Source organism: Pseudomonas viridiflava (assembly GCF_003702045.1).
In the GTDB taxonomy this organism is placed as follows: domain Bacteria; phylum Pseudomonadota; class Gammaproteobacteria; order Pseudomonadales; family Pseudomonadaceae; genus Aquipseudomonas; species Aquipseudomonas viridiflava_C.
In genome coordinates this window covers 264,491-277,326 of the sequence record NZ_RBTP01000012.1, presented here as the reverse complement: position 1 = coordinate 277,326, position 12,836 = coordinate 264,491, and the positions used below count along the sequence as shown (strand labels likewise).

The following is a 12,836-nucleotide window of genomic DNA, read 5'->3' as shown; positions in this document are numbered from 1 at the left end:
AGTAGGCTCCCATGAAGAATTCGATCCAACACATCCGGGCGTTCCTGGCGGTCGCCCGTAGCGGCAGTTTTACCAAGGCTGCGGTGGAGCTGAACCTCTCGCCGTCCGCGTTGACCGTACAGATTCAGCAACTGGAAGAATGGCTGGGCGTCGCGCTGCTCGAACGCAGCCCGCGCCATCTCAGCCTGACGGCGGCGGGCCAGAACAATCTGCAACCTATGGAAAAGCTGTTGCTGGACCTGGACAACATCGTCAGTGGCTCACGGGATCTGGCTTCGCTGCGCCGAGGTGTGGTGACCCTCGCCGCCCTGCCCTCGATGTGTTCCAGCGCGCTGCCGATCATTCTGCGCGACTTCCGCACGCGTTTTCCCGGCATCGAAGTGCGTCTGCGCGATGTGGTGGCGCAACGCATCGACGCGCTGGTGCGTGAAGGCGAAGTGGATTTCGGGCTGGGTGTTCGCGCCCGAATGGCCCACGGACTTGAATTCGAACGCCTGATGGTGGATCGGCTGCGGCTGTTTGTACGCGCCACTCATCCGCTGGCCACGCGAACGTCAGTCGGCCTGGCGGATCTGGCAAACCAACCGATTATCCTGACCGGCCGCGACAGCAGTGTGCGCGAACGTGTCGAGCAACTGTTCGCCGACGAAGGCCTTGCTCTGGTGCCAGGCCTTGAAGCCAACTACATGTCGACTGTTCTGGCGCTGGTGCGTCAGGGACTGGGCATGACCCTACTGCCGGAGTCGGCCGACGAAGGCAGGTCCGACACGGTTCAAGTCCCCATCGACCACCCGGGCGTCAGCCGCGAAATCGGCTTGATCACCCGCTCCGGGCAAACACTGAGCCCTGCGGCGAACCGGTTTGTGGAGATGATGAGAGAGGTTTTAAGTAGCGAAGCCTGTTGAGCTGCGTCTCGGTCAAGAAAAAATGGGGGGAGCGGACTTGTCCGCGAATGCAATATTTCAGCCGCTGCATAGGCGTCGGATGTACCAGCCTTTTCACGGACAAGTCCGCTCCCACCCGTTTGCTGCGCGACAGCGCTACGTTGAAGCCGAGGTGGAGGAATCCCACAGATCCGGAATATCCTCCCCACCGCGTAACCCAACGATCTGCACCACAAAAACAAGGAATGCTTTCATGCGATGGAATCAAACGCGGTCATTGCCCGCCCTGCTGCTGACCACACTCACGCTGAACTCTTCGTTCGTAGTCGCCGAAGATCAAACTCCGGCACTGGACGACTTCCTGCGGGAAACGGCCAGCAAGGTCATGCAGGAAAACGGCATCGCGGGCCTGTCGATTGCCATTACCCACAACGGCAAGCAACAGTTCTACACCTACGGCAAGGCGGTGAAAGATACCGTTCAAGCCGTCACCCCGGACACGCTGTTCGAACTGGGCTCGATCAGCAAAACCTTCACCGCAACGCTGGCCACCTGGGCGCAGGCCAACAGACAGTTATCGCTGACCAAGCGCATCGACACCTATGTGCCGCAATTGCGTGACACGCGCCTGGGCAAGGTGCCGATTTTTCATCTGGGCACCCACACTGCGGGCGGCTTCCCGCTGCAGTTTCCCGACAAGGTCCAGACCACCGGACAGATGATGGCGTACTTCAAAGCCTGGCAACCCAACTACCTGCCCGGCACCCACCGCAGCTACGCCAACCCCAGCGTCGGCCTGCTGGGGTTGGTCGCGGCGCGCAGCATGCAAGTACCTTTCGAGAACGCCATGCAGCAAGGCCTGTTTCCGGCATTGGGCCTGAAGAACACCTTCCTCATCGTGCCCGAAGATCAGATGTCGCGCTACGCACAGGGTTACAACAAGCTCGATGAGCCGGTCAGGGTCAACCCCGGTGTGCTGGCAGCCGAAGCTTACGGCGTGAAATCCAGCAGCCGCGATGTGCTGAGCTTTGTCGAGGCCAACATGGGCTTGGGCCAGTACGACGCGCCCCTGCAACAAGCGCTCAAAGACACCCGAACCGGTTACTTCAAAGTCGGCGGCATGACTCAGGACCTGATCTGGGAGCAGTACCCGATGCCGGTGAAGCTCGACACGCTGCTTGAAGGCAATGCCAGCAACATGGTTCTACAGACTCAGAAAGCCGAACCGATCACCCCGCCCCTTGCCGCGCAATCCAACACCTGGGTCAACAAGACCGGTTCCACCAACGGCTTTGGCGGCTATGTTGCCTTCATCCCAGAGCAGCGGCTAGGCATCGTGATTTTGGCCAACCGAAACTACCCGAACGAGGAACGGGTGAAACTGGCGTACCGGATTCTGAATCAGGTGCAGTGTTTCGACTGCAAACCTTAGGCTTCAGGAACCTGCTCGCCAACCGCGAAGTTGACCGGCACACGCCACAGATACCACGCCGCAACGGTTCGAAAGGGCGCGAACCGTTCGGCAAGCAGTGTCATGGCCTTGGGCGTGGGTTTTAGGTTCAGGCCGTATAGCCGTCGATAGCCCTCGCATACCCCGAAATCACTGGCGGGCATGACGTCCAGCTTGCCCAGCCCATAGATGAGCATCATCTCCACGGTCCAGCGGCCGACCCCGGGCAGTTGAGTGAGACGAGCGATCAGCGCATCGTCGCTCAAGGTCAACGCTTCAGACACGTCCGGCACCAGGCCTGCGACTCTGGCAGCGGCAATCGCCTTGATCGCCCGGCTCTTGGACGCCGAGAACCCGCAGCCTCGCAACGCCTGATCGTCCAGTTCGACCAGCGCCTGCGGGTCGGGAAAACCTGAACCTGGGAACAGCGCACGCAGGCGCATCACCATCGCGTCGCCCGCCTTGGCATGCAGTTGCTGGTACGCGACGCCTTTGATCAGCGCCTGAAACGGATCTTGCGCGGCAGTGACGGGATGCAGGCAAGGGCCGACATCGTTAATGAGGGCGCACCAGCGCGCATCAACGGTCTTGAGCGACTCAACGGCCCGAGCGTGGGCGACGGGCATTTCCGGTTCTGCTGACATCCTGACACCCCATAAAAACGCAATTTGCGGCAACACGACTCTGCCGCAGAGCACTGCGCGTGTGCAAACGCAGGCCTTGTTAAGGAGTTCCTGCACCGCATCGAAAAAACCTGAACCTCACCTGAACGACATCGCAAAAACGACTTTCAGACAAAAAACCACTACCGCCATTCAAGAATGAATATCATTATGTTATGCATTATGTCTGGCGATCACTCTGCCGAGACCCGTCGAAATACGTTCGCCTTCAGTCTCAACCCGGTGAAATATGCTCGTTCCCTTTTTGATCATGCTGCGCGAAGGCATTGAAGCCGCGCTCATCGTTGGCATCATCGCCAGCTACCTGAAACAGACCGGCCGTGGCGAGTGGATGCCCGCCGTGTGGATCGGTGTGTTCCTGGCGGTTGCGCTCTCGCTGTTCGCCGGCGGCGGTCTGGAGCTGATGAGCGCCGAGTTCCCGCAGAAACAGCAAGAGCTGTTCGAGGGTATTGTCGGCCTGATCGCGGTGGGCATTCTGAGTTCGATGGTGTTCTGGATGCGCAGGGTGGCGCGCTCGATCAAGCACGCGCTGCATGAATCGCTGGACGCCGCCCTGACCGGCTCGAAGAACCAGACCTATGCACTGATCGCAATGGTGTTTTTCGCGGTGGCCCGTGAAGGTCTGGAAACCGTATTTTTCCTGCTCGCTGTGTTCCAGCAGAGCGAGGGCTCTGGTGCGCCATTGGGTGCCCTGCTCGGCCTGTTGTTGGCGGTCGGTTTTGGCGTGGCGATCTACAGCGGCAGCATGCGCTTGAACCTGAGTCTGTTCTTCCGCTGGACCGGCCTGTTCATCCTGATCGTGGCCGCAGGTATTCTGGCCAACTCAGTGCAGGCCCTGCATGAAGCGGGCGTGTGGAACCACTTGCAGGACGTGGTCTTCGACATCAGCGCCTGGCTGCCGATGGACGGCCCGACCGGCTCGGTGCTGGCAGGCATGTTCGGTTATCAGGACGCGCCGACCGTCAGCACGCTGAGCGTCTACCTCATTTACCTGATTGGGGCGCTGGTGCTGTTTTTCCTGCCGCACGCCCCGACGAACCCCACACCGTTGCAGCAACCTCCATCTTCCGTGACGAACGAATAAGGGCACCCATGTCGAACCGTCCCTCAGGGCCTTCCGAGAAAGCCCGGCCTCCCCGTGCCCTGCGATTGGCTGTCGCCGGCTCAGTGATCCTGATGATCGCCGCAGGCGGGTTGTTCTATTACGCGTCGCAGGTGGCTGCCAAAAAGCGCGCCGCCAACGCCGGGACCGAAACCGTGGTCAACATTCACGCCCACAACTGCGAGCCGAATTCCCTGACCGTGGCGGCAGGCCAAAATGCGTTCCGCATCGTCAACCGCTCCGAACGCGCCGTCGAATGGGAAATCCTCGATGGCGTGCTGGTGGTCGAGGAGCGGGAGAACATCGCCCCCGGCCTGAGCCAGGTCATCAATGCCAACCTGGCGCCCGGTGACTACGCCATCACCTGCGGCCTGCTGAGCAACCCGCGCGGCACGCTGCATGTGACGCCGACGGCCGAGTCTGACGCCAAGGCCAAGGCACGTCCTTCGATGACCGCCTTCATCGGCCCGCTGTCCGAATACCGTGTGTACCTGAGCCAGCAGGGTTCTGCGCTGATCAAGGCGGTCACGACCCTGCAACAGGCGATTGACGCTGGCGATCTGAGCGCGGCGCAAGCGGCCTATCTGCCCGCCCGCGCCGCCTACCAACGCGTCGCGCCCGCCGCGCAGCGTCTGGCCGAACTGGACAACGCCATCAACGCTCGTGCCGATTATTACGAAAAACGCGAGCAGGACCCGGGTTTCAGCGGGTTCCACCGCATCGAGTACGCCCTGTTCGAACAACACAGTGTCGAAGGCCTGAGCCCGGTGGCCCAGCGTCTGCAGACCGACGTCACCCAACTCAAGCAACAGCTGCTGGCCCAGTCGCTGGCTCCGGAGCAACTCGCCGCCATCGTCACGCGCAACATGCGCAGCCTGGCCGATGTGCGCAGCAACGGTGAGGAAGAACGTTACAGCCACAGCGACCTGAATGGCTTCGCCGCCAATCTGGACGGGACGCGCAAGGTGGTCGACCTGCTGCGCCCCTTGCTGAGCAAAAGCGCAGGCCCGCAGCTACAGAACATTGATGCGGCGATGGCGAATCTGGACACCACGCTGGACGCATTGAGTACCGATGACGGCTACCGCCCTTATGACCAGGTCGATGCCGAACAGCGCAAGCAGATCGCGACCAACGCTGCGGCATTGGCCGACGCGCTGAACACCATCGACCCGGCGCTCGGCCTGTCCGGGCTATGAACCGAACCGATTCCGCACATCAGGAGCACAGCAGAGCCTCATGAAAACCCCCGACGCCAACAATGCCCCTGCTTCGATTCAGCGCCGCCGCGTATTGATGGGCCTCGGCGCTGCCGGGGCCGCCCTGGCTGGCAGCAGCCTGAGCGGCAACGTACTGGCCGCAGCGCCCGCGCAAGTCACCGAAGCGCCGAACAGCGACAAGACCGAAGACCGCAATGCGTTCCACGGCCTGCACCAGACCGGCATCGTCAACCCGCGCCCGGCTGCGGGCATGTTCGTCGCGTTCGATGTGCTGGCCGCCGACCGTGATGACCTTGAGCGCCTGTTCCGTACCCTGAACGAGCGCATCGCGTTCCTGATGACCGGCGGGCCGGTGCCGGATGTCGATCCGAAACTGCCGCCGCTGGACTCCGGCATTCTCGGACCGGTCGTCACGCCCGACAACCTGACCATCACCGTGTCGGTGGGCGAATCGCTGTTCGATGAGCGTTTTGGCCTGACAGACGTCAAACCCAAGCGCCTGAGCCGCATGGTCGGCTTCCCCAACGATGCGCTGGAGCCTGCCAATTGCCACGGCGACCTGAGCATCCAGTTCTGCGCCAACACCGCCGACAGCAACATCCACGCCCTGCGCGACATCGTCAAGAACCTGCCCGACCTGTTGCTGGTGCGCTGGAAACAGGAAGGCACCGTGCCGCCTCAAGCGCCGAAGAAACCCGGTCAACCTCCCGAAAGCGCCCGCAACTTTCTGGGCTTCCGGGACGGCTCGGCCAACCCGGACTCCAACAATCAGAAGACCATGAACGAGCTGGTATGGGTGCAACCGGGCAGCGACGAACCGGCCTGGGCCGCCAACGGCAGCTATCAGGCGGTGCGCATCATTCGTAACTTCGTCGAGCGCTGGGACCGCACGCCCCTGCAGGAGCAGGAGTCGATCTTCGGACGCACCAAAAGCACCGGTGCGCCGATGGACGGCAAGGTCGAAACCGACGTACCCAACTATGCCGCCGACCCGGAAGGCAAGAAGACCCGTCTGGATTCGCACATACGCCTGGCCAACCCGCGCACCGCCGAAACCCAGCGCAACCTGATCCTGCGTCGCCCGTTCAACTATTCCAACGGCGTGAACAAGAATGGCCAGCTGGACATGGGCCTGCTGTTCATTTGCTATCAGGCGGACCTGGAAAAAGGCTTTATCACCGTGCAAAGCCGCCTCAACGGCGAGCCGCTGGAGGAATACCTCAAGCCGGTCGGTGGTGGCTATTTCTTCACCCTGCCGGGCGTGACCGACGACAAAGACTTCATCGGACGCTCATTGCTGGCGGCCGTCTCGAACACCCAAACCGCATGACTTTCAACCTCCTGACCCGGAAGAGCACCATGAAAAAGACGCCCCTGGCTTTGCTGTTGACCCTTGGCCTGCTCCAGACGCCGCTGGCCGCTTTCGCCGCCACAGCGCCGCTGGACCTGGTGGGCCCGGTTTCGGATTACAAGATCTACGTCACCGAGAACCTCGATGAACTGGTCAGCCACACACAGAAATTCACCGACGCGGTGAAGAAAGGCGACCTGGCGACGGCCAAGAAGCTGTATGCGCCGACCCGTGTGTTTTACGAATCCGTTGAGCCGATTGCCGAGCTGTTCAGTGACCTGGACGCGTCCATCGACTCACGCGTCGACGACCACGAAAAGGGCGTGACGGCTGAAGACTTCACCGGTTTTCACCGTCTGGAATACGCGCTGTTCTCGCAAAACACCACCCAGGATCAAGGCCCTATCGCCGACAAGCTGATGAGCGACGTCAAGGACCTGGAAAAGCGCGTGGCCGACCTGACCTTCCCGCCTGAAAAAGTCGTCGGCGGCGCAGCAGCCCTTCTGGAAGAAGTGGCGGCCACGAAGATCTCCGGTGAAGAAGACCGTTACAGCCACACCGATCTGTATGACTTCCAGGGCAACATCGACGGCGCGAAGAAAATCGTCGACCTGTTCCGCCCGCAGATCGAGCAGCAGGACAAGGCATTCGCGGGCAAGGTCGACAAAAACTTCGCCACCGTGGAGAAGATCCTGGCCAAGTACAAGACCAAGGACGGAGGCTTTGAAACCTACGACAAGGTGAAGGAAAACGACCGCAAAGCCCTGATCGGCCCGGTCAACACCCTGGCCGAAGACCTTTCGACCCTGCGCGGAAAACTGGGGCTGAACTGACATTCAGCCGCGGACGGGGAGCGTCCTGAGAGGCGTTACCACGCTGGAGCGTGGGCATGCCGCCCGTGACGCTCCGCGTCCGCTCTCGAAGGTGACGCAACACCTGCTCACACCGCAATCACCCTCAAATCCCGCTGAACCAGTTATACCCCTGATCTTCCCAATACCCGCCCGGGTTCTCGTTGCTGACGAAGATCTCGACGATGTGCTTGGGGTTCTTGAAGCCCAGCTTGGTCGGCACGCGAACGCGCAGCGGGTAGCCGTAGTCGGGTGACAGCGCCACGTCGCCAAAGTCCAGCGCCAGCAAGGTCTGCGGATGCAGCGCCGTGGGCATGTCCAGGCTCGAATAGTAGCGGTCGGCACATTTGAAGCCGACAAACCGCGCCGTGGTGTCTGCGCCGATGTACTCCAGGAAAGTCTTCAGCGGCACGCCGCCCCACTGCCCTATCGCGCTCCAGCCTTCAATACAGATCAACCGGGTGATGTCGGTGCGCTGCGGCAGTTTGCGCAGGGCTTCGATGGTCCACGGCTGCTTGTCGCGCACCAGCCCGGACACCGCCAATCGGTAATCGGCCAGGTCGAGCTCCGGCACGTTGTACTCGGGATAGAACGCATTGAACGGGAACGGGTTGGTCAACTGCGCTTTGCTGTAGGTCGGGGCCAGTTTCTGACCGTTGAACAGCCAGGCCTGTACCCGATCGTTCCAACGCGACATGGCCCACAGCGCTTTGTCGACCTGATCGCCATCCTGCAGGTTGCAACCGGTCAGCATCGACATCGCGCCCACGGTCAAACCGGCCCGCAGAAAAGAACGGCGTTGAATGTCGATCAATTGCGTCTGTTGCGCAGGCTCCAGCCGAATGCGCTGGGTCATGCGTTTACGTGGCTCGCTCATGGCTTGGCAGCTCCCTCTTCGTTCGGCTGTCGGCCGCCGGTGATCATCGGTAACAGGGTTCGTGGCACCAGCAGCACCAGCGCCAGATGCACGACGACGAAGGCACCGATGGCGCTCATGGCCCCAAAATGTACCCAGCGGGCAAAATCGTAGCCGCCCAGCAGATTAGCCAGTTCCTGAAACTGCACCGGCTTCCAGAGCGCCAGGCCCGACACGACAATCAGGACACCCATTGCCAGCACCAGCCAGTACATCAGGCGCTGCACAGCGTTGTACTGGCCTTTGATATGGGCCAGTTTGAAGCGCAACGCGTCGACCACATCACGCTTCACTTCGCTGGGACGCACCGGCAACAGGTCACGCTTGAAATGTCGACTGAACAGACCGTAAAGCACATAGATCAAGCCATTGATGACAAGCAGCCACATCACCGCGAAATGCCAGGCAATGGAGCCGCCCAGCCAGCCGCCGAGGGTCAGGGATTTTGGAAAGGTAAACGGCATCAAGGGCGCGGCGTTGTAAATGGCCCAGCCGCTCATGAACATACAGACCATGCCTACGGCATTGACCCAGTGCGTGAGGCGCACCGGCCAAGGATGGATCGGGCGGGTTTTCATTTTATTGTTCCTCGACATGAGGCGATGCAGAACGACAAGGCAGACAGGCGACCGAAGTCGCCTGCCGTTGCGCTCGTCAGGTGCGATTACATAGGAGGCGTGAAACCGTCCTTGCCGACCGCGACGCCACGTGCCGACTTGCCGTCATCGGCCGGGAACAGCACGACCTTGGCACCGGCTTTCAGCTCGCTGCGCTGGCCAGGCTCGACGTAGGCAATCGGTACGTCTTCCGGAACCACCAGTTGCTTCTCGCCGCCTTTGTACTGAACGGTCAGTGTGCGACCGTTGGCTTTGGACAGCTTGCCCACCGTGCCATTGGTCATGGTGCCGGTAGTGCCGTCAGCGTTTTCCCAGCCGTAGTGACCTTCACCGCTGCCCTTCAGGCTGGCTTCGAAAACGGTGACTTCCAGCGCTTTCAACGTGCCGTCCGCCTGCGGAATGGCCGCCGAGCCGACAAAGCTGTCCGCCTTGATGGTTTCCAGATCAGCCTTGGACACCAGGCGGATGCCGGTCTTGTCGGTCAACTGGATGCTCTGGTGCTGACCGGCGCGGGTGGTGAAATTCAGCGTATCGGCCTGAAGGCTGTCGACGGTGCCGCGCATCGGCTTGACCACCGGCATGTCGGCAGCCTGGGTCATGACAGCGGCGCTGAGCAGCAACAGGCCGAACGTAGTGGACAGTGCAGTCTTCATCGGTAATTCCTTGGCAGAGGGGGTCTGGACGCATCTTTACACCGCTACCGGCACCGCAGAATGACCGGGCAATGACATTTTTGTCATTCGCCGGACACCTTCCCGGCAACTGGTTAGACTTCGGCATCGGCGCGTTGAGGGCGCCTGCAGAGCGTAGCGGACATTACGATGCATATCCTTCTGATCGAAGACGACACCAAGACCGGGGAGTACCTGAAGAAGGGCCTGGGCGAATCCGGCTATAAGGTCGACTGGACCCAGCACGGTGCCGACGGCCTGCATCTGGCGCTGGAAAACCGCTACGACCTTATCGTGCTCGACGTGATGCTGCCCGGTATCGACGGCTGGCAGATCATCGAAGTCCTGCGCGCCCGGCAGGACGTACCGGTACTGTTTCTGACCGCCCGCGATCAATTGCAGGACCGCATTCGCGGGCTGGAACTGGGGGCCGACGATTACCTGGTCAAACCCTTCTCGTTCACCGAACTGCTGCTGCGCATCCGCACCATCCTGCGCCGTGGCGTGGTGCGCGAAGCCGATCACTTTCATCTGGCTGACCTTGAACTGGACCTGCTGCGGCGCCGGGTCACCCGTCAGCAACAGGTCATCGTGCTGACCAACAAGGAGTTCGCCCTGCTGCACCTGTTCCTGCGTCGCGAAGGCGATGTGCTGTCGCGCACCCAGATCGCTTCGGAGGTCTGGGACATGAATTTCGACAGCGACACCAATGTGGTGGATGTTGCGATCAAGCGTCTGCGCAGCAAGATTGACCTGCCCTACCCGGTCAAACTCATCCACACCGTGCGCGGCATCGGTTACGTGTGCGAGGTGCGAGCATGCAGCGCAGACGCCAACCTTCCCTGACCCTGCGTTCGACGCTGGCGTTCGCACTGGTGGCGATGCTCACCGTCGGCGGTGCCGGTCTGTACCTGTATCAGTCGATCGAGCAGACCGTCCTGCAGCGCTCCGACCATGCTGTGCTGGCGCGGCTGGATCACTTTCGCAAGCTGCTGCGCTACGACCTGACGATGGACAACCTCAAGAGCAGCCCGCAGCTGTTCGAGAACATGCTCGACAGCGAGGAGGACATTTTCATCATTGGCGAGCCGGGCAAGCCGCCGGTGATCTCGGTCAACCCGCAGCGAGCGCCCTTGCCGGAGCTGCCGACCGCGGCCCAGGATCAACCGTTGCGTGCCGAAGACCTGCGCAGCGGCATGAGCCTGCAAGGCGTGCCCTTGCGCGCGGCCGCTGCGCAAGTCATGTCCAACGGCGTCGAAGTGCGTTTGCAGGCCGCGCACCTGATGGTCAAAGAAATGGCCATGCTTGCGACGTTCCGCGAGCGTATCTATGCAGCGGTGGCGCTGGCCTTTCTGATCACCGCCCTGCTCGGCTACGTGCTGCTGCGGCGCGGTCTGCGACCACTGCGCAGAATGGCCGCACATGCCGCCGCCATTACGCCCGCCAGCCTGCACAGCCGCCTGGACAGCCAGGACACGCCGGTCGAACTGCAACAACTGAGCGATGCGTTCAATGCCATGCTCGACCGGCTGGACGACGGCTACCGTCGCCTGACCCAGTTTTCCGCCGATCTGGCGCACGAAATCCGCACACCCGTCGGCTCGCTGATGGGCCATTGCCAGGTCGCGCTGCGCCAGAACCGCAGCGCGGACGAGTATCAGGCGTTACTGGCCTCCAATCTGGAAGAGCTGGAGCGAATTTCACGGCTGGTGGAAAGCATTCTGTTTCTGGCCCGCGCCGACGAAGCCCAGTCTGCGCTGGAGCGCAAAGCGCTGGACCTGAATGACGAGCTGCACCGAGTGGCCGGCTATTTCGAAGGGCTGGCCGAAGAACGCAACATGACCCTGACCCCGAGCGGCCAAGGCACCGTGCAGGCCGACCCGATTCTGCTGCGTCGCGCGTTGAGCAACCTGGTGGCGAATGCCATCCGTTACGCCGATGAGAACAGCGAGATCCTGATGCGCGTCGTTGCACTCGACGAGTACTGGAAAATCGACGTGGAAAACCGGGGGCCGGTGTTGCCGCAAGCCACTCTGGCGCGCCTGTTCGACCGTTTCTATCGCGGCGATGCCTCACGTCATCAGCGTTCGGACTCCAATGGCCTGGGGCTGGCCATTGTCGCGGCAATCATGCACCTGCACGGCGGTCGGGTCGACGTGGCACAGCCCGCCGCCGGGCGCATCTGTTTCAGCCTGATCTTCCCGGCATCGTGACCGGCAAGACGGGCTGAAACATTATTTCTTCTCGTGAGCGATCGCCAGCTTGTAGAACGTCGCCGACCCCCCCTCGTTGGTGTAACCGGTGTTGTCCTGGGTATAGACCCCGGCCTTGAAGTAAAACAGTTTGGAGCTCCAGGCAGAGTCGAGTTTGGCGACCCAGACCGCATCGAACGCGTTGACCGTCAGCTCCCCTGAAGGCGACAGGTTGATTGCGTAGTTGAACCGCTGATTGAGCGGCACGCCCTGGGCAATGGTGATGACCTCGATTTCTGCATCCGGGGTGCGGCGAAATTTGGCGACGATGTTGCCGGTCTGCAATTTCTCTTTGTACTGATACTCCACTTTCAGCAACGGCTCGGTGCTCTGGTAGCAGTGAATCTGACCGATCACGATCTTGCCGCTGGACGGCACCTGGTCCACTTCCAGCGTGGCCCGCAGAAAATTGTCGGCACTGGAATAGTTCCAGTTGTACGCCCTGCCGTCGGGCGTCGTTTCGCGCAATTCGGAACGAGGGTATTTGGCGTTCTCGGTCGTGGAACCGGTTACGGGCGCCCAGAAAAACAGCGTGTCGCCGGAGCGAAAATAACCGTCCTGATAACCCTTCATCAATTTAGGGGTTTCGATGATGGTCGCGGGAGTCCCGACAGGGACGGACAGGTTCCAAGTGGCAAGATCGATCATGGCGTCACTCGCAAGGTGCGCGTCGCGCAACAGCAGAAGGTCTCTAGAACAGGCACCGTGGCCCGTTCGGTTCATCCAGACTATCGGCTGAATCGGGTATTTTTTAAACATAAACGACAACGCATTGGCGCCAACAAAATGTCACAACTGCATCAATGCCATTACTTTGATGCTACTTTTTAAAGTAAAGC

At 61.1% G+C, this 12,836-nt stretch carries 13 protein-coding genes; 8 read left to right on the top strand and 5 right to left on the bottom strand.

Annotation, left to right across the window (positions count from 1 at the left end):
- Nucleotides 1–11 precede the first annotated feature (11 nt).
- Nucleotides 12–905 carry a LysR family transcriptional regulator gene (locus ALP40_RS03335; protein WP_122206864.1) on the top strand — a complete coding sequence of 298 codons (894 nt, stop codon included), beginning with the start codon at nucleotides 12–14 and terminating at the stop codon, nucleotides 903–905.
- 232 nt (nucleotides 906–1,137) lie between these two features.
- Nucleotides 1,138–2,316: a class C beta-lactamase gene (ampC, locus tag ALP40_RS03330; RefSeq protein WP_122206863.1), complete on the top strand. Its 1,179-nt coding sequence runs from the start codon at nucleotides 1,138–1,140 to the stop codon at nucleotides 2,314–2,316.
- Here the strand turns inward: ampC and ALP40_RS03325 are convergent.
- Complete coding sequence (locus ALP40_RS03325) at nucleotides 2,313–2,978, bottom strand: DNA-3-methyladenine glycosylase (protein ID WP_122206862.1); 666 nt, start codon at nucleotides 2,976–2,978, stop codon at nucleotides 2,313–2,315. The two genes, ampC and ALP40_RS03325, sit on opposite strands and share 4 nt — an antisense overlap.
- A 268-nt stretch (nucleotides 2,979–3,246) precedes the next feature.
- Here ALP40_RS03325 and efeU point away from each other — a divergent pair, with 268 nt between their 5' ends.
- From efeU to efeO (ALP40_RS03305), 4 genes are read left to right on the top strand one after another with little or no spacing between them, the layout of a single operon-like run.
- Complete coding sequence (efeU, locus tag ALP40_RS03320; protein WP_122206861.1) at nucleotides 3,247–4,101, top strand: iron uptake transporter permease EfeU; 855 nt, start codon at nucleotides 3,247–3,249, stop codon at nucleotides 4,099–4,101.
- An 8-nt stretch (nucleotides 4,102–4,109) separates the two neighbouring features.
- Nucleotides 4,110–5,318: an iron uptake system protein EfeO gene (efeO, locus tag ALP40_RS03315; protein ID WP_122206860.1), complete on the top strand. Its 1,209-nt coding sequence runs from the start codon at nucleotides 4,110–4,112 to the stop codon at nucleotides 5,316–5,318.
- A gap of 40 nt (nucleotides 5,319–5,358) precedes the next feature.
- Nucleotides 5,359–6,669, top strand: a complete 1,311-nt coding sequence (efeB, locus tag ALP40_RS03310) for an iron uptake transporter deferrochelatase/peroxidase subunit (RefSeq protein ID WP_122206859.1) — start codon at nucleotides 5,359–5,361, stop codon at nucleotides 6,667–6,669.
- Between the two features lie 29 nt (nucleotides 6,670–6,698).
- On the top strand, nucleotides 6,699–7,523 hold the full coding sequence (efeO, locus tag ALP40_RS03305; protein ID WP_122206858.1) for an iron uptake system protein EfeO: 825 nt from the start codon (nucleotides 6,699–6,701) through the stop codon (nucleotides 7,521–7,523).
- Nucleotides 7,524–7,647: 124 nt separating this feature from the next.
- Here the strand turns inward: efeO (ALP40_RS03305) and ALP40_RS03300 are convergent, their stop codons facing one another.
- From ALP40_RS03300 to ALP40_RS03290, 3 genes are all read right to left on the bottom strand, one after another.
- A complete protein-coding gene (locus ALP40_RS03300; protein WP_122206857.1) occupies nucleotides 7,648–8,418 on the bottom strand; it encodes a molybdopterin-dependent oxidoreductase in 771 nt (256 codons plus the stop codon).
- Entirely contained in the window at nucleotides 8,415–9,035 is a 621-nt protein-coding gene (locus ALP40_RS03295) for a cytochrome b/b6 domain-containing protein (RefSeq protein ID WP_122206856.1), read from the bottom strand. Before ALP40_RS03295 ends, ALP40_RS03300 begins: the two co-directional genes overlap by 4 nt.
- Nucleotides 9,036–9,121: 86 nt before the next feature.
- Nucleotides 9,122–9,727 (bottom strand): hypothetical protein, encoded by a 606-nt coding sequence (locus ALP40_RS03290; RefSeq protein WP_122206855.1) that lies wholly within the window; start codon nucleotides 9,725–9,727, stop codon nucleotides 9,122–9,124.
- Nucleotides 9,728–9,895: 168 nt separating this feature from the next.
- Between ALP40_RS03290 and ALP40_RS03285 the strand changes: the two genes are divergently transcribed.
- Together ALP40_RS03285 and ALP40_RS03280 are read left to right on the top strand one after the other, a co-directional pair.
- Entirely contained in the window at nucleotides 9,896–10,591 is a 696-nt protein-coding gene (locus ALP40_RS03285; RefSeq protein ID WP_122206854.1) for a heavy metal response regulator transcription factor, read from the top strand.
- Nucleotides 10,564–11,958 (top strand): heavy metal sensor histidine kinase, encoded by a 1,395-nt coding sequence (locus ALP40_RS03280; protein ID WP_122206853.1) that lies wholly within the window; start codon nucleotides 10,564–10,566, stop codon nucleotides 11,956–11,958. Before ALP40_RS03285 ends, ALP40_RS03280 begins: the two co-directional genes overlap by 28 nt.
- A gap of 21 nt (nucleotides 11,959–11,979) precedes the next feature.
- Here ALP40_RS03280 and ALP40_RS03275 read toward each other — a convergent pair whose 3' ends face one another.
- Nucleotides 11,980–12,645: a polysaccharide lyase family 7 protein gene (locus tag ALP40_RS03275; protein ID WP_122207421.1), complete on the bottom strand. Its 666-nt coding sequence runs from the start codon at nucleotides 12,643–12,645 to the stop codon at nucleotides 11,980–11,982.
- Nucleotides 12,646–12,836: the final 191 nt, after the last annotated feature.